This window comes from Nonomuraea sp. LP-02 (genome assembly GCF_036289125.1).
Taxonomy (GTDB): Bacteria; Actinomycetota; Actinomycetes; order Streptosporangiales; family Streptosporangiaceae; genus Nonomuraea; species Nonomuraea bangladeshensis.
The window spans coordinates 7,711,058-7,725,351 of record NZ_JAXCLK010000001.1; the positions used below are offsets into that span (position 1 = coordinate 7,711,058).

Annotated in this window: 18 protein-coding genes; 11 read left to right on the forward strand and 7 right to left on the reverse strand. The window is 71.0% G+C overall.

The genetic code is table 11. The annotated features are described in order from the left end of the window. Positions 1 to 21: 21 nt before the first annotated feature. Positions 22 to 624 carry a TetR/AcrR family transcriptional regulator gene (locus SMD20_RS36200; RefSeq protein WP_329589921.1) on the forward strand — a complete coding sequence of 201 codons (603 nt, stop codon included), beginning with the start codon at positions 22 to 24 and terminating at the stop codon, positions 622 to 624. On the opposite strand, the gene SMD20_RS36205 is transcribed toward SMD20_RS36200, so the two are convergent. Next, complete coding sequence (locus SMD20_RS36205; protein ID WP_329589923.1) at positions 576 to 1,262, reverse strand: DUF998 domain-containing protein; 687 nt, start codon at positions 1,260 to 1,262, stop codon at positions 576 to 578. The genes SMD20_RS36200 and SMD20_RS36205 overlap by 49 nt on opposite strands. A gap of 104 nt (positions 1,263 to 1,366) precedes the next feature. Between SMD20_RS36205 and SMD20_RS36210 the strand changes: the two genes are divergently transcribed. Beyond that, a complete protein-coding gene (locus SMD20_RS36210; RefSeq protein WP_329589924.1) occupies positions 1,367 to 2,017 on the forward strand; it encodes a DUF1707 SHOCT-like domain-containing protein in 651 nt (216 codons plus the stop codon). Between the two features lie 10 nt (positions 2,018 to 2,027). Here the strand turns inward: SMD20_RS36210 and glpX are convergent, their stop codons facing one another. Continuing rightward, positions 2,028 to 3,056: a class II fructose-bisphosphatase gene (gene glpX, locus SMD20_RS36215; RefSeq protein ID WP_329589926.1), complete on the reverse strand. Its 1,029-nt coding sequence runs from the start codon at positions 3,054 to 3,056 to the stop codon at positions 2,028 to 2,030. 220 nt (positions 3,057 to 3,276) lie between these two features. Here glpX and SMD20_RS36220 point away from each other — a divergent pair, with 220 nt between their 5' ends. The 3 genes from SMD20_RS36220 to SMD20_RS36230 are packed head-to-tail and all read left to right on the forward strand — an operon-like array spanning position 3,277 to position 4,724. Beyond that, the gene (locus SMD20_RS36220) at positions 3,277 to 3,900 is read left to right on the forward strand and encodes a TetR/AcrR family transcriptional regulator (RefSeq protein ID WP_329589928.1); all 624 of its coding nucleotides are present in this window, start codon (positions 3,277 to 3,279) and stop codon (positions 3,898 to 3,900) included. Positions 3,901 to 3,911: 11 nt separating this feature from the next. Beyond that, the gene (locus SMD20_RS36225; RefSeq protein ID WP_329589929.1) at positions 3,912 to 4,445 is read left to right on the forward strand and encodes a DUF4245 domain-containing protein; all 534 of its coding nucleotides are present in this window, start codon (positions 3,912 to 3,914) and stop codon (positions 4,443 to 4,445) included. A 39-nt stretch (positions 4,446 to 4,484) separates the two neighbouring features. Beyond that, complete coding sequence (locus SMD20_RS36230; protein ID WP_329589930.1) at positions 4,485 to 4,724, forward strand: exodeoxyribonuclease VII small subunit; 240 nt, start codon at positions 4,485 to 4,487, stop codon at positions 4,722 to 4,724. Here the strand turns inward: SMD20_RS36230 and SMD20_RS36235 are convergent. Continuing rightward, positions 4,721 to 5,152, reverse strand: a complete 432-nt coding sequence (locus SMD20_RS36235; protein WP_329589932.1) for a nitroreductase family deazaflavin-dependent oxidoreductase — start codon at positions 5,150 to 5,152, stop codon at positions 4,721 to 4,723. The two genes, SMD20_RS36230 and SMD20_RS36235, sit on opposite strands and share 4 nt — an antisense overlap. 84 nt (positions 5,153 to 5,236) lie before the next feature. Between SMD20_RS36235 and SMD20_RS36240 the strand changes: the two genes are divergently transcribed. Then, the gene (locus SMD20_RS36240) at positions 5,237 to 5,836 is read left to right on the forward strand and encodes a TetR/AcrR family transcriptional regulator (RefSeq protein WP_329589934.1); all 600 of its coding nucleotides are present in this window, start codon (positions 5,237 to 5,239) and stop codon (positions 5,834 to 5,836) included. Between the two features lie 4 nt (positions 5,837 to 5,840). Here the strand turns inward: SMD20_RS36240 and xseA are convergent, their stop codons facing one another. After that, positions 5,841 to 7,043, reverse strand: coding sequence for an exodeoxyribonuclease VII large subunit (gene xseA, locus SMD20_RS36245; RefSeq protein ID WP_329589936.1), 1,203 nt, complete (start codon positions 7,041 to 7,043; stop codon positions 5,841 to 5,843). A 27-nt stretch (positions 7,044 to 7,070) separates the two neighbouring features. Then, a complete protein-coding gene (locus SMD20_RS36250; RefSeq protein ID WP_329589938.1) occupies positions 7,071 to 7,973 on the reverse strand; it encodes a hypothetical protein in 903 nt (300 codons plus the stop codon). Between the two features lie 101 nt (positions 7,974 to 8,074). On the opposite strand from SMD20_RS36250, the gene SMD20_RS36255 reads away from it, so the two are divergent. Further along, on the forward strand, positions 8,075 to 9,043 hold the full coding sequence (locus tag SMD20_RS36255) for a 4-hydroxy-3-methylbut-2-enyl diphosphate reductase (protein ID WP_329589940.1): 969 nt from the start codon (positions 8,075 to 8,077) through the stop codon (positions 9,041 to 9,043). Between the two features lie 30 nt (positions 9,044 to 9,073). Here the strand turns inward: SMD20_RS36255 and SMD20_RS36260 are convergent, their stop codons facing one another. Both SMD20_RS36260 and rmuC read right to left on the reverse strand, forming a co-directional pair. Then, complete coding sequence (locus SMD20_RS36260) at positions 9,074 to 9,583, reverse strand: DUF6542 domain-containing protein (RefSeq protein ID WP_091087093.1); 510 nt, start codon at positions 9,581 to 9,583, stop codon at positions 9,074 to 9,076. Positions 9,584 to 9,603: 20 nt separating this feature from the next. Beyond that, the gene (gene rmuC, locus SMD20_RS36265) at positions 9,604 to 10,857 is read right to left on the reverse strand and encodes a DNA recombination protein RmuC (RefSeq protein WP_329589943.1); all 1,254 of its coding nucleotides are present in this window, start codon (positions 10,855 to 10,857) and stop codon (positions 9,604 to 9,606) included. 91 nt (positions 10,858 to 10,948) lie between these two features. Between rmuC and ychF the strand changes: the two genes are divergently transcribed. From ychF to SMD20_RS36285, 4 genes are all read left to right on the forward strand, one after another. Beyond that, on the forward strand, positions 10,949 to 12,025 hold the full coding sequence (ychF, locus tag SMD20_RS36270; RefSeq protein ID WP_329589944.1) for a redox-regulated ATPase YchF: 1,077 nt from the start codon (positions 10,949 to 10,951) through the stop codon (positions 12,023 to 12,025). Between the two features lie 175 nt (positions 12,026 to 12,200). Then, positions 12,201 to 12,593 (forward strand): hypothetical protein, encoded by a 393-nt coding sequence (locus tag SMD20_RS36275; protein ID WP_329589945.1) that lies wholly within the window; start codon positions 12,201 to 12,203, stop codon positions 12,591 to 12,593. Between the two features lie 631 nt (positions 12,594 to 13,224). Next, positions 13,225 to 13,944 carry a conjugal transfer protein gene (locus tag SMD20_RS36280; RefSeq protein ID WP_329589946.1) on the forward strand — a complete coding sequence of 240 codons (720 nt, stop codon included), beginning with the start codon at positions 13,225 to 13,227 and terminating at the stop codon, positions 13,942 to 13,944. Positions 13,945 to 14,007: 63 nt separating this feature from the next. Next, positions 14,008 to 14,271, forward strand: a complete 264-nt coding sequence (locus SMD20_RS36285; RefSeq protein ID WP_020545080.1) for a hypothetical protein — start codon at positions 14,008 to 14,010, stop codon at positions 14,269 to 14,271. Positions 14,272 to 14,294: the final 23 nt, after the last annotated feature.

A 14,294-nucleotide genomic window follows, 5' to 3' on the forward strand; every position in this document is an offset into this window, starting at 1 on the left:
AGCAGCGGATAGGGTGCCGACGTGAGACGGGGCTACCCGGCGGGAGAGGCGCGCAAGGAGCGCATCCTGGCCGCCGCGTTGCTGGAGTTCGCCGAGCACGGCTACCGGGGCGCGTCGCTGGCGCGCGTCGCCGAGCGCGTCGAGCTGTCCCAGGCCGGCCTGCTCCACCACTTCACCAGCAAGGAGCGCCTGCTCCTCGCGGTGCTCGACTACCGCGACGAGCTCGACGTACGCCGCTTCGACGTCGGCTCCGCCGGCGGGATCGACGCGCTGCGCGCCCTGGCGGACGTGGTCGGCAACAACGCCAGGGTGCCCGGCCTGGTGCAGCTGTTCTCGGTGATCAGCGGCGAGGCCGTGACCCCCGGCCATCCGGGGCACGAGTGGGCCAGGCGGCGCTACCGCCGGCTGCGCGCGCAGGTCGCGGAGGCACTGCGCAGGGGCGTCGAACGCGGCGAGTTCCGTCCGGGCATCGACGCCGAGGCGCACGCCGACCGCCTGATCGCGATGATGGACGGCCTCCAGACGCAGTGGCTCATCGACCCCGAACAGGTGGACATGACCGCCGTGTTCAGGGGTTACGTGGACGACCTCATCGCCCTGCTGCGCCCCGCGGGCTCCGGCTGAGCGGGGGCGGCGTCGAGCCGCTCGGCCGCCGCCCACACGCCGAGGGCGAGCAGCGCGGCGACCTCGGTGACCGCGAGCCCCCGCTCCACCAGCCCGAGCGGCATCACCCGGTACCACGGCAGCCCGTCCTGCGCCCCGATGAAGATCATCGTTCCGATGCCCGCGACCCACAGCGCCGAGCAGACGCCGAGCCCGAAGGCGACCAGCGTGGCCCGCGACCGCTCCCGCCGCCACGCCCGCGAACGGGGCCTGGCGATCACCACGACCGCCAGCGGCAGGCACAGGAACGCCACGAAACTGCCCACCCGGTGGATGCTGCCGCTCATGCTCGGCCCCACCGACCAGTCGTGCTTCTCGAACCAGGCCGTCAGGAACAGGCCCACGCTCCAGCCCATCAGCGCGATCGTGCCGACGATCCCGGCCAGCCGCCTGCGGGCCAGCGACACGGCGATGGCCGCGGAGCCGGCCGCCAGCAGGCCCACGCCGAGGCCGAACACCCAGCCGCCGGGACCGAGGCCGTGCTCGCTGATGGTCCGCCTGATCGGGTTGATCTCGTCCAGGCTGGTCAGCTCCAGGCCGAGGATCAGTAAGACGCCCGCCCCGGCCGCGCCCAATCCCCATCGTGCCGGTCGATGCACGCCCACCTCCGTCTGCCTTTGCCGGGATCAACGGAGCGAAATGCGTGATGATTCCGGCGTATGGCGCCGAGCGAAACCTCCCTGCGGGGGATATCGTCGGAGATGTGAACGAACGCGCGGGATCCTGGTTGCCGAAGCTGCAGGAAGTCGGTGAGCGGCTGGCCGAGGAGTTCGTCTCCGCGCGGCGCCCGCCCGCCACGGCCGGCCTGCCGGCGCCGTCCGAGCTGCGGGCCTCCGACGCCGACCGCGAACGCATCGCGCAGGTGCTCCAGGACGCCCACGCCGACGGCCGGATCACGCTGGAGGAGCTGGAGGAACGCCTCGGCGTCCTCTACTCGGCGCGCACGCTGGGCGACCTCGCCGGGCTCACCGCCGACCTGCTGCCCGCCGACCAGCAGCCGCTCAACCTCGACGGCCGGCCGGTCTCGGCCATCTTCAAGCAGGAACGGCGGGGCGGGCGCTGGGTGGTGCCCGCCGAGCTCACGGTGACGGCCATGTTCGGCACCACCAAGCTGGACCTGCGCGACGCCATCCTGCAGAACCGGCGGGTGGTCATCAACGCCACGCTGGTCTTCGGCGGGCTGGAGATCCAGGTGCCCGAGGACCTCGAGGTCATCAGGGTCGCCAAGGACAAGACCGTCCGGCTCAACAAGCAGCCCACCGAGCCCGGCGCGCCCGTGGTCGAGGTCCGTACGACGAACTTCGCGGGCGAGGTCAAGGTCAAGGAACCACCCCGCCGCAAACGCCGCCGCTGACCTCTTGGGTTCAGCCCGCCGTGTCGAAGTTGATGGCGCTGTAGGCCCGCAACTTCCAGAGCTGGTGCTCGCTCTCGATCTTGCGGATGGTCCCCGAACGCCCGCGCATCACCAGCGACTGCGTCACGGCCGAGCCGGCGCGGAACCGTACGCCCTGCATGAGCTCGCCCTGCGTGATGCCGGTCGCGGCGAAGAACACGTCGTCGGAGCGGACCAGGTCGTTGGTGGTGAGCACCTGCCCGAGGTCGTGCCCGGCGTCGATGGCCCGCTGCCGCTCGGCGTCGTCCCGCGGCCACAGCTTGCCCTGGATCACGCCCCCCAGGCACTTGAGCGCGCACGCCGCCACGATGCCCTCCGGCGTGCCGCCGATGCCGAGCATCAGGTCGATGCCGGTGCCGGTGCGCGCCGCCATGATGGCGCCCGCCACGTCGCCGTCCGTGATGAACTTGATCCGCGCCCCGGTCTCCCTGATCTCCTTGACCAGCCGCTCGTGCCGGGGCCGGTCGAGCACGACCACCGTCACGTCGGAGGGCGAGCAGTGCTTGGCCCGCGCCACGGCCTGGATGTTGGCCGACACGGGGGCGTCGATGTCCACGACGTCGGCCGCCTCGGGGCCGGTGACCAGCTTCTCCATGTAGAACACGGCCGACGGGTCGTACATCGAGCCGCGCTCGCTCACCGCGATCACCGACACCGCGTCGGGCATGCCGAGGGCGGTCAGCCGGGTGCCGTCGATCGGGTCCACGGCCACGTCGCAGTCGGGGCCGCTGCCGTCGCCGACGTGCTCGCCGTTGAACAGCATGGGCGCGTGGTCCTTCTCGCCCTCGCCGATGACCACCACGCCGTTCATGGAGACGGTGTTGATGAGCTGGCGCATCGCGTTCACGGCCGCGCCGTCGGCGCCGTTCTTGTCACCTCTGCCGACCCAGCGGGCCGCGGCCATGGCGGCGGCCTCGGTGACGCGGACCAGTTCCAGCGCCAGGTTGCGATCAGGGGCGTGCTCGCTGGTGGCGAGCGGCGCCGGGACCGACTCGGACATCATTGGCCTCCTCAAAGACGACTCACTCGATGGTAGATGCCGTACTTTTCCCGGCTTGAGGCGGATGATGTGCCGCCTTCGGTTCTCGGCCCGGTCGTACGCGGTCGGTAAGCTGCGAGCTGCGCCTGCGGGGCGGAGAACGGATTTTGCGCCATTCACGTGCGCGGCAGGGATCTCGCCTTCACCATGGAGCAGGGCGTCGCGCCGTGGAGGAGAGCGTATGAGCGAAGTGGAACCCGTCGTGACCCAGCCGCGCACCTCGGAGCGGGGTGCCGCGACGCGCAGCGCGCTGCTCACGGCGGCGAGGGAGATCTTCGTCTCCAAGGGCTTCGCCGAAGCCGGCGTCACCGACGTGGTGTCCCGGGCGGAGGCCAGCGTCGGCAGTCTCTACCACCACTTCTCCGGCAAGGCCGACCTCTACCTCACGCTCTTCGAGGAGTGGCAGGCCCGCCAGTCGCAGCGCACCAAGCAGGCGGCCAGGGAGGCCCGCGCCGCCGGCGAGAGCGACCGTATGCGGGTGTTCGTCAGCGCCGCCCGCGCCTACCTCGCCGGCTGCCTGGAGGAGCGCGAGCTGGCCGCGCTGTTCCTGCGCGGCGACGGGCCGCCCGGCTTCGAGGTGGTCATGCGCGACCGGCTGCGCAAGTGGGCGCAGCTCAACGCGGCGCTGTTCGAGGACGAGTCCGCGCTGGTCGTGGTGATCACGGGCGCGCTGGCGGCGGCGGTGTCGGAGGTCGTACGCACCGGCGACCGGGCGCTCGCCGAGGAGGTTCTCGCCATCATCGGGCAGATCCGCCCGGCCGCTTCGGGCACCGCCACTGCGGCGACCGCCTCCTCCAACGGGTAACCTCGGGCGATGTGCGAGGGTTCACGGACGGCTTCTACGGCTACGCGGTAGCGCTCTTCATCTGCCTGGCGGGTGCGGCGGCATTCGTGCTGATCGCGCCGCAGGGCCGGGACGAGCACATCCCGCGGCGCGACTACTCCATCACCGTCGCCAACTTCTCCCACGACGTCCCCTACCAGGTGTGGGCGCCGCGCCAGGACCCCGCCAACTGGGTGCCCAACAGCAACCGCATCGCCAAGGGCGAGAACGGCGCCCAGGTCCTCTACCTCGGCTACGCGACCGCCAAGCGCGAGCACGCGATGTTCGCCCAGAGCGACGAGAAGCCCGCGGCCGGGTTCGCCAACCGCATGGCCAACTCCGACAAGGTCGTCGGCACGCAGGAGATCGGCGGGCAGACCTGGGAACGGCGTTTCCGCGAGGACAAGAACCAGCGCACGCTGGTGCGCGCCCTGCCCGACGTGACGCTCGTGGTCACCGGCACGGCCGACTGGCCGGAGCTGGCCGAGCTGGCGGGCCTGCTCCAGCAGCGGCCCAAGACCTCCTAGCCCGTCGAGGCCCGTCCAGGCTCGTCTAGGGTGGTTCCCGTGGCAGCAGCAGCAGACGAGAAGACGCCCTCGTACGAGCAGGCCCGCGAGGAGCTGACCGAGGTCGTACGACGCTTGGAGACCGGCGGGCTCACCCTGGAGCAGTCGATCGAGCTCTGGGAGCGTGGCGAGCGCCTGGCGGCCGTCTGCGAGGAGTGGCTCCAGGGTGCCCGGGTCAAGCTTGCCGCCGCCATGGCGCGGCGCGCCGAGCCCGGCCACGGCGACGACACGCCCTTCTAGACGCTCTCCGGGTTCTGGGCGCTCTCCGGGTTCAGGGCCAGCACCGGGATGCGGCGGCTGGTCTTGCGCTCGTAGTCGGCGAACCCCGGGGCCACGGCGACCATGCGGGCGTAGAGCTGGTCGCGCTCCTCGCCCTCGACGGGCACGGCCTTGGCCTGGAACGTGTCCGTGCCCACCTCGACGGTGGCGACCGGGTGGGCCCGCAGGTTGTGGTACCAGGCCGGGTGGGTGTCGGCGCCGGCGTTCGAGGCGATGATCACGTAGCGCTCGCCGTCCGGCAGGTACATCACCGGCGTGGTGACCTGCCTGCCGCTCCGGGCGCCGGTGGTGGTGAGCAGCAGCAGCGGCGAGCCCTCGAACGGGCCGCCGACCCGCCCCTCGTTGGCGCGGAACTCGTCGATGATCTGCTGGTTGAAGTCGTTGGCCATTCTCGGCTCCTTTAATCGGAGAGTTCTCCGGTTCGGCAGAATAACCGGAGAACTCTCCGGTTACAACCTTGTATGCTGCCGACCATGCGCGGTCGCCCCACCCTGCCCGTACTCGGGCAACCCCAACCCGAACGGGCCGACGCCGCGCGCAACCGCCAGAAGATCATCGACGCGACGGCCCGGATCATCGCCGAGCGCGGCGCCGCCGGCCTCTCGCTCGACGAGGTGGCCAGGATGGCGGGCGTCGGCGTCGGCACCGTCTACCGGCGCTTCGGCGACCGCAGCGGGCTGGTCTTCGCGCTGATGGACGAGCGGGAGCGGCGCTTCCAGACGGAGTTCTTCTCCGGGCCGCCGCCGCTCGGGCCCGGCGCGCCCGCGGAGGAGCGGATCGCGGCGTTCCTCGACGCGCTGGTCGATCGCGTCCTGGCGCAGCAGGAGCTGTTCCTGCTGCTGGAGAAGGGCGGCAAGCCCTGGTACGGCGGGCCCTACCGGGTGCACCACATCCACCTGGCCACGCTCATCGGCCAGGCCCGGCCGGACGTGGACGCCGCCTACCTGGCCGACGCGCTGCTCGCGCCGGCCAACGCCGGGCTGATCGCGTACCAGCGGGAGGAGCGGGGGATGAGCATCAGGCAGATCAAGGCGGGGCTGGCCGCGCTCGCCGCGGCGGTCCTCCGCGCCTGAGCGGTCACCCTTCGGTGCGCACCGACAGGCGGTCGTCGGACAGGCGGATCGTCAGGGACGAGCCAGGCGGAACGTCCCTCGCCAGGCGGACCACCTCACCCGACGGGTGCTGCACGATGGCGTAGCCGCGCTCCAGGGTGGCCGCGGGCGACAGCGCGACCAGGCGGGCCCGCAGGTGCACCAGATCGTCGCCGGCGCGGTCCAGCGAGCCGGTCAGCGAGCGCCTGGCCCGCTCCCGCAGCGCCTCCACCTGCTCGGCGCGGCGCTCCAGCTCGCGCACCGGATCGGCGAGCGCGGGCCGCGAGCGCGCCGACGTCAGCCACGACATCTCCCGGTCGAGCCAGCCCATCACCACCCGGCGGCCCCGGTCGCGGAGCTGCCGGACCAGCGCCAGTTGCTCGCCCACGTCGGGCACGACCTTCTTGGCGGCGTCGGTGGGCGTGGACGCGCGTACGTCGGCCACCAGGTCGAGCAGCGGGCTGTCCTGCTCGTGACCGATCGCGCTCACCACCGGGGTGCGGCACGCGGCCACCGCGCGGACCAGCGTCTCGTCGGAGAACGGCAGCAGGTCCTCCAGCGAGCCGCCGCCCCGGGCGACGACGATGACCTCGATCTCGGCGTCCGCGTCCAGCTTGCGCAGCGCCTCGGTGACCTCGCCCACCGCGTACGGGCCCTGGACGGCCACCTCTTCGACCTTGAAGCGCACGGCGGGCCAGCGCCGGCGGGCGTTCTCCAGCACGTCGCGCTCGGCCGCCGACTCGCGGCCGCAGATGAGCCCGATCGTGCCGGGCAGGAACGGCAGCCGCCGCTTCCTGTCGGCGTTGAACAGCCCCTCGGCCGCCAGGAGCTGCCTGAGCCGCTCCAGCCGTACCAGCAGCTCGCCCACGCCGACCGGGCGGATCTCCAGCGCCGTGAAGGCGAACGTGCCCTTGTTGACCCAGAAGTCCGGCTTCACCTGCAGCACCACCCGGGCCCCGTCGGCCGGCCGGGGCACGGCCGCCTCGTAGACGCCCCGGGGAGCGGTGACCCTGGCGGAGACGTTGGCGACCGGGTCGCGCAGGGTCAGGAACACCGTGCCGCCACGCGTGCTCAGATCGGTGATCTGGCCCTCGACCCACACCGTGCCGAGTCTGCCGATCCAGCCGCCCACCATTTGCAGGACCGTGCGGATCGGCAGCGGGGACTCCGGTGTGGTCTTCGAGGTCATGGCGGAAGACTACGGGCTCGGGGCGGTCTACTCGCCGGCCTGCAGCTTGATGAGGCGGTTCTCGTACATGCGCACCACCTCGGGGCGGTCCTGGGTGGCGCGCTCGTAGGCGAGGAAGTCGCCGATCTGGGCGGCGGTCTTGCCGCGCATGCGGGCGCGCAGGGACGCGACGGTCAGCTCGCCGTACCCGGGAAGCGGCTCCACGAGCCCGGCCGCGGGCACTCCGACGACCGGCTCCTCGGCGGCGGTGTCGGCCGCGGCGACGACCACGGCGTCGGCCACGGGCTCGGCCGGAGTGACGGACACCGGCTCGACCTTGGCCGCGGGCTCAGGCGCGACAACGGGCTCAGGAGCGGCGACAGGCTCAGGAGCGGCCACGGGCTCGGGCGCGACGGCGGGCTCAGGCACCACGACCGGCTCGGCCACGGGCTCGGCCGGAGCGACGGACACCGGCTCGACCTTGGCCGCGGGCTCGGGCGCGGCGACCGGCTCGGCGGGCTTGTCCGCGGCCTTCGGCTCGGCCTTCGCCTTGGGCTCGGCGGCGGGCTCGGGCTGCGCGGCGGGCTTGGACGGGGCGAAGATGACCGGGTCCGGCTTGGCCTTGGCGGTGCCGTTCGTCTCGCCGGCGGCGGGACGCGGCGCGAAGATGACCGGCTCCTTGCGCGCCGGCTTGTCCTCCTCGCTCACGGCGGGCGCCGCGGCGATCTGGTCGGCGGCGGAGGGACGCGGCTCGTCCGTCTCCTCGCGCTCCGCCTTGCCGCCGATGCCCTTGATCGAGTTCTTCACCCGGTCGACGACCAGCAGTGCCTGTCCGGCGGCGCTGAGCGTGTTCTGGATGACGAGCAGCGGAAGGTCTTTGGCCTTCTCCTTCAGCTCGTCCTTGTTGGTGACGGTTTTAGCGATGTTGCGTATCACGTCGCTGAGGGACATGACGTCTCCCTGGGAGGTCAGTATTGGACGGCCAGTCTGGCAAACCGCGGGCTAGCACGCACGGGGCGGGCCAGACGGTCGCTCCACGTAGCATAAGAAGTATGGAGCCCCAGACCCCCTCTTCCCGCCGAGTCCTCGTAGCCAAGCCACGGGGCTACTGTGCCGGAGTCGATCGAGCCGTGGTCGCGGTCGAGAAGGCGCTGGAGCAGTACGGCGCCCCGATCTACGTCCGCAAGCAGATCGTTCACAACACGCACGTGGTCAAAACGCTTGAGGCCAGGGGCGCCATCTTCGTCGAGGAGACCGAGGAGGTGCCCGAGGGTTCGATCGTGGTGTTCTCGGCCCACGGCGTGTCGCCCGCGGTGCACGAGGAGGCCAGGGACCGCGGCCTGCGCACCATCGACGCCACCTGCCCGCTGGTCACCAAGGTGCACAACGAGGCCAAGCGCTTCGCCGGCCAGGACTACGAGATCCTGCTGATCGGGCACGAGGGCCACGAGGAGGTCGAGGGCACCTCCGGCGAGGCGCCGCAGCACATCCAGCTCGTCGACGGCCTCGACGCCGTCGACCAGGTCGAGGTGAAGGACCCGAGCCGGCTGGTGTGGCTGTCGCAGACCACGCTCTCGGTCGACGAGACCACCGAGACCGTGGCCCGCCTCAAGGAGCGCTTCCCCAACCTGCTCGACCCGCCGAGCGACGACATCTGCTACGCCACCCAGAACCGCCAGATCGCGGTCAAGGAGATCGCCGCCGAGGCGCAGCTCGTCATCGTGGTCGGCTCCGAGAACTCCTCCAACTCCAAGCGCCTGGTCGAGGTGGCGAAGGACTACGGCGCCGACGCCTCCTACCTCGTCGACAACGCCGACTTCATCCGTGACGAGTGGCTGGAGGGCGTCACCACGGTCGGCGTCACGAGCGGCGCGTCCGTGCCCGAGGAGCTGGTCGAGGAGGTGCTGGCGCGCCTCGCCAAGCACGGCTTCGGCGACGTCACCGAGGTCGAGCCGGTGCAGGAGAGCATGCGCTTCGCCCTGCCCCACGAGCTGCGCAAGGACCTTCGCGCCCGAGCCTGAGCCCGGCCCGCCGGAGCGGCGGGGACGCGGTCAGTCCTCGCCGCGCGGCGTCCCGTAGACCTTGGGCTCGAAGTAGCCCTCGGGCTCGGGCACGAACGTCGGCTGCCGCGGGCGCGGCGTCTCCGCGTCCGCCTTCAGCTCCGCCCGCAGGTCGCGTACGTTGTCCCACAGGCCGCGCCGGAGCGCCACGCCGAGCACGACGGCCGAGCCGGCGAACAGCCACGGCGCGCCGCGGGTCAGCGACGTGTAGAGGCCGAGCGCCAGCGACTGCACGATCGACACCGAGCCGAGCGCCCGCCCGAGCTCGACGAAGAGCGTCGCGCAGAAGAACACCAGCGGGGGCGCCACCACCAGCGACAGCAGCTCGCGCCGGTTGACCAGCAGCACGCCCAGCAGGCTCGACACCAGGAAGGCCGCGCCGACGACCTGCTGGACGCCGAGCAACGCCGCCAGCACGTAGCCGGCCAGGGTGGCGACCAGGGCGAGCGCGATGGCGCCCCGAGCGGTCAACCTGACGGCGGGCTTTCTGCCCTTCTCCACCACCGGTCCACCCCCGTTCACTACGTCCCGTTGGCCAACTTACCGTTGGAGTGGGAGAACAGTGACGGGGTTTCCAGCAGTTCGGGGGATGCGAGGGGTCTCGGCAGGCCGTCGAGCATCTCCGGAGGGTCCAGGTCGCCGTCCACGACGCCCAGCTCGTTGAGTTTGCGTGCGGTGACCAGCACGCGGCTTTCGAGCGATCCGACCGACTTGTTGTACGCCTCCACGGTCCGGCTCAGCGCCCGGCCCAGGGAGTCGACGTTCCGGCCGAGGGACGACAGCCGCTCGTACAGCTCTTTGCCCAGCTCGAACACCGCCCGCGCGTTCTCGCTCAGCGCGGCCTGCTGCCAGGCGTAGTGGGCGGTGCGCAGCATCGTGATCAGCGTGGTCGGCGTGGCGATGTGCACCCGGCGCGCCATCGCGTACTCCAGCAGGCCGGGGTCGCGTTCGAGCGCGGGGGCGAGGAACGCCTCGCCGGGGATGAACAGCACCACGAACTCCGGCGACGGGTTGAACGCCTGCCAGTAGGACTTGGCGGCCAGCCGGTCGATGTGCTCGCGCACGTGCCGGGCGTGGGCGTCGAGCCGGACCGTGGCGAGCGACTCGTCGGACGCCTCGGCGGCCTCCAGATAGGCCGCCAGCGAGACCTTGGAGTCGACCACGATGTTCTTGCCGCCGGCCAGCCGTACGACCATGTCGGGCCGCATGGAGCCCTCGGCGACCTGCTCGTCGAAGTCGCAGTGGCGCTGCATGCCGGCGATCTCGGCGACCCGGCGGAGCTGGAGCTCGCCCCAGCGGCCCCGGGCCTCCGGCCGTTGCAGGGCGCGCACCAGGGCGGTGGTCTGGGAGCGGAGCTGCTCGCTGCTCTCGCGGACGAACTCCATCTGCTTGGCCAGCTCGGCCCGCGCCGCGCGCTGGCCGGACTCGGTGTCGCGGAGCTGCGTCTCCACCCGCGCCAGGGCGTCCTTCAGCGGCTCGACCAGGTGCTCGACGGCCTGCCTTCGCTGCTCCAGGTCGCCGGCGGCCTCGGCGCGGGTGGCCGCGAGCCTGGTCTCGGCGAGCTCCAGGAAACGGAGGTTGTTGACGTCGAGCGCGCGCGTGGACAGTGCCTGGAACCGCTCGGCCAGCTGCTCCTCGACGTAGACGAGCTTGTCGGCGGACGCCTTGGCGCGGGCGTCGGCCTCGGCCACCCGCACCGCCGCGCGGGTCCTCGCCACGAGGAAGCCGACGAGCAGCCCGACGGCCAGACCGATGACAAGCGCGACGACGTCCACTCGATCGATGATTGCAGGACTCCGCGCCCGGTTCCGCCCGACACGCTACGGGCGAACCGCCCGGGTGCGGCGGCAAGTAAACTCGCTGTCCGTGAGTCTCTCCATCGGCATCGTCGGCCTGCCCAACGTCGGTAAGTCCACGCTGTTCAACGCGCTGACCAAGACCGGCAACGCGCTCGCGGCCAACTACCCGTTCGCCACGATCGAGCCCAACGTGGGCATCGTGGGCGTGCCGGACGACCGCCTGCCCGTGCTGGCCGAGATCTTCGGCTCGGCGCGCATCCTGCCCGCCAAGGTCGAGTTCGTCGACATCGCGGGCCTGGTCAAGGGGGCCTCGGAGGGGCAGGGGCGGGGCAACCAGTTCCTCGCCAACATCCGCGACACCGACGCGATCTGCCAGGTGATCCGGGTCTTCGGCGACCCCGACGTCACCCACGTCGACGGTGAGATCTCCCCCAAGCGGGACATCGAGACGATCAACACCGAGCTGATCATGGCCGATCTGCAGACGGTCGAGAAGGCCGTACCGCGCCTGCAGAAGGAGGCGCGCAACAACAAGGACAAGAAGGCCGCGCTGGAGGCCGCTGAGGCCGCACTGGCCGTCCTGGAGACCGGCAAGACCATCTTCGAGAGCGGCCTCGACCGCGAGGAGCTGCGCGAGCTCCACCTGCTGACGGCCAAGCCGTTCCTCTACGTGTTCAACCTCGACGCCGACGAGCTCACCGACACCGCGCTCAGGGAGCAGCTCTCGACGCTGGTCGCCCCCGCCGAGGCCGTCTTCCTTGACGCCAAGATCGAGTCCGAGCTGGTCGAGCTCGACGAGGAGGAGGCGCTGGAGCTGCTGCAGTCGGTCGGCCAGGAGGAGTCGGGCCTGCGCCAGCTCGCCCGGGTCGGCTTCGAGACGCTCGGCCTGCAGACCTACCTCACGGCGGGCCCCAAGGAGACCAGGGCCTGGACCATCCGCAAGGGCGCCACGGCCCCCGAGGCGGCCGGCGTGATCCACACCGACTTCCAGCGGGGCTTCATCAAGGCCGAGGTGGTCTCGTTCGACGACCTGGTCGAGGCCGGCTCGATCGCCAGCGCCCGCTCGGCGGGCAAGGCACGGATCGAGGGCAAGGACTACGTGATGCGCGACGGCGACGTGGTGGAGTTCCGCTTCAACGTCTGACGCCTTCAACGTCTGACGCCGCGCCCGCGCGTCTCCGTCGACTGTGCATGACGCTTCGCTACGCTGTGTTGCCGACACTGTCATGGTGACGTGCCGAACGTGTTTAAGTGTCAACCACTTTGGGCCCCCGCGCGTCGAATCGTCACGGCGTTCACGCTGACTCGGGAGGCCCCTCATGATCCGTCGCATCATCCGGAAACGACGCCCCGCTCCGACGCTCGCGGGGATCAGCCTGGAGGAGGAGCTGGCCCTGATCAGGGTCGAGCTCATGTACGGCCTGCGCGTCAACAGGGAGGCTTACCTGCGCAGGAAGGTCGACGAGCGCAACGAGATGGTCAGCCGCATGCGTGAGCGCGACGCCGCGGAGATGCTGGCCGACCTGCGCGGCTCGCTGGAGCGGTCGGTCCGTCCGACGGTCGTCGACCTCCAGAGCAAGGCCGCCACGGTCCAGGGCACCGTCCAGGGCGCCGTCCAGGGCGGGGCGGCCGACGCCCAGAGCCGCACCGGCGTCGTCGATCTTCAGAGCCGGCGCCGGGGGCGTTCGATGCAGGATCCCGAGCCCGCCTGACGCGGCTCCCAGAATCCGCGGCCCATACCGAATGCGCAGGTCGTGAGAGGTCCATGCCTGTTCTGGACAGGAATCCGTGGCCGTCGCGCTAGGCGGTTTTAGGCGTTTGTCCTGGTCAAAAGCCGTTTCTGCCGGGAACTGATGGGAATCGGTACTGACGCCTGTCGCAGAGCCCCGGTTTGCCGTAAGGGCGGTCGTGCCTGCAGCATGGGCGTGGCTTTCCTGGAAGAATGGCGGAGACCGGATAGGGTGACTACTTCACCGCGGATGATGGGGATCGGCAACGGACGACACCGCGCCAGCCGGGGGGATCGGCGCGAGCGGAGGCGTGATGGCTCGTAGGTCTACCGTCCAGCACGATCCTCGGATCGCTGACGGGCCCGGGCTTTCCGCGACCCTGGACCCAGCCGACTACGACGTGCCGCCGCCCCGCCGGCCGCGGCGCGGTGGCTGGTCCGGCGGCGGCGGGCGGTGGCTCGTCTGGGTGGGCCGCATCATTCTCTGGGCGCTTATCGTGGTTATCGTGGTGAATGGGATTCGTGCACCATTTGAGCGATTTACCCAGCAAGAGGGCACAACGTCCAATGCGGGCGCCCCGGCGGCCGAGACGGGTTTCCCCACGCAGCGAGGGATGGCGTTCGCCGCCCAGTTCGCGGGGGTCTATCTCAATTTCAGCCCCGACGACGCGGACAGCAGGTCGCGCAAACTCGCGGCCTTCCTGCCCGACGCCTCCGACCCGCAGATGGGCTGGGACGGTTTCGGCAAGCTGTCCGCCGTCGCGATCCAGGCGTACGACGTCGAGGTCGGCGACGACCAGAACGCCGTGGTCAGCGTGGCCTTCCAGTCCGGGCCGCGGCGCCTGATGCTGTCGGTGCCGATCTACTACTCCGGCGACGAGGGCGGCAGGCGGTTCGTGGTGTCCGGGCGGCCGGCGATCCTGCCCGCGCCCGCCCCGGCCGAGCTGCCCCAGATCGCGCCCCCGGAGACCGACGACGCGGCGGCCGCCGAGCTGAAGCCGCAGCTGGAGGGCTTCTTCAAGGACTACGCGTCCGGCGAGGCCGCCGGGCTGCAGCGCTACGTCGCCGCCGGCAAGAGCCTGCCCAGCTTCGGAGGCACGTTCACCTTCGCCGAGCTCAAGAAGGTCGTGGTGCCTGTGGGGGGTGCCACAAGAGAGATTCAGGCGGTGGTCGTGTGGGTGGTGCCGAACGGCGACGCCCCGCCCACCCCCAACGCCACCGACCCGGCGGCGGTCGGCGCGCGTTTGGAGCAGGCCTACCGGCTCACCGTCGAGAAGCAGGGCGACAAATGGTTCGTCGCCGACATCCGCGGCGCCGGGCGGGTCGTTGACTAAAGGCCCGTCCGCGCCGCAGAACGGTACCCCCCGGGAGGACGAGAAGTGACCTTGAAGACCATAGTGCTCTCCTTGCTGCAACTGACGCCGGCGCCCACGTCGACCGGCATCGACACCGGAGGGCTCGCCGACTTCCTACGGGCGTTCTTCGCCCCGTTGTTCCTGGTGGTGGTGTCGGTGGTCGCGCTCTTCTTCCTCTTCACCCGGGAGATCACCCGGTTCGTCCAGTTCTTGATCTTGGCGGTGGCCATCGGGGTGATCTTCTACGTTCCCAACATCATCGAGGTGACCGCGAAGGCGATCGCCGGCGCACTGGGCATCAAGTAAAGGGTTGAGACCGTCCGGCGGCG

Excerpts from the sequence above, each read along its gene's own strand:
- glpX (WP_329589926.1), bottom strand. The coding sequence starts at position 3,056 with ATGTCCGAGTCGGTCCCGGCGCCGCTCGCCACCAGCGAGCACGCCCCT.
- SMD20_RS36220 (WP_329589928.1), top strand. The coding sequence starts at position 3,277 with ATGAGCGAAGTGGAACCCGTCGTGACCCAGCCGCGCACCTCGGAGCGG.
- SMD20_RS36235 (WP_329589932.1), bottom strand. The coding sequence starts at position 5,152 with ATGGCCAACGACTTCAACCAGCAGATCATCGACGAGTTCCGCGCCAAC.
- SMD20_RS36240 (WP_329589934.1), top strand. The coding sequence starts at position 5,237 with ATGCGCGGTCGCCCCACCCTGCCCGTACTCGGGCAACCCCAACCCGAA.
- xseA (WP_329589936.1), bottom strand. The coding sequence starts at position 7,043 with ATGACCTCGAAGACCACACCGGAGTCCCCGCTGCCGATCCGCACGGTC.
- SMD20_RS36250 (WP_329589938.1), bottom strand. The coding sequence starts at position 7,973 with ATGTCCCTCAGCGACGTGATACGCAACATCGCTAAAACCGTCACCAAC.
- SMD20_RS36255 (WP_329589940.1), top strand. The coding sequence starts at position 8,075 with ATGGAGCCCCAGACCCCCTCTTCCCGCCGAGTCCTCGTAGCCAAGCCA.
- SMD20_RS36275 (WP_329589945.1), top strand. The coding sequence starts at position 12,201 with ATGATCCGTCGCATCATCCGGAAACGACGCCCCGCTCCGACGCTCGCG.
- SMD20_RS36280 (WP_329589946.1), top strand. The coding sequence starts at position 13,225 with ATGGCGTTCGCCGCCCAGTTCGCGGGGGTCTATCTCAATTTCAGCCCC.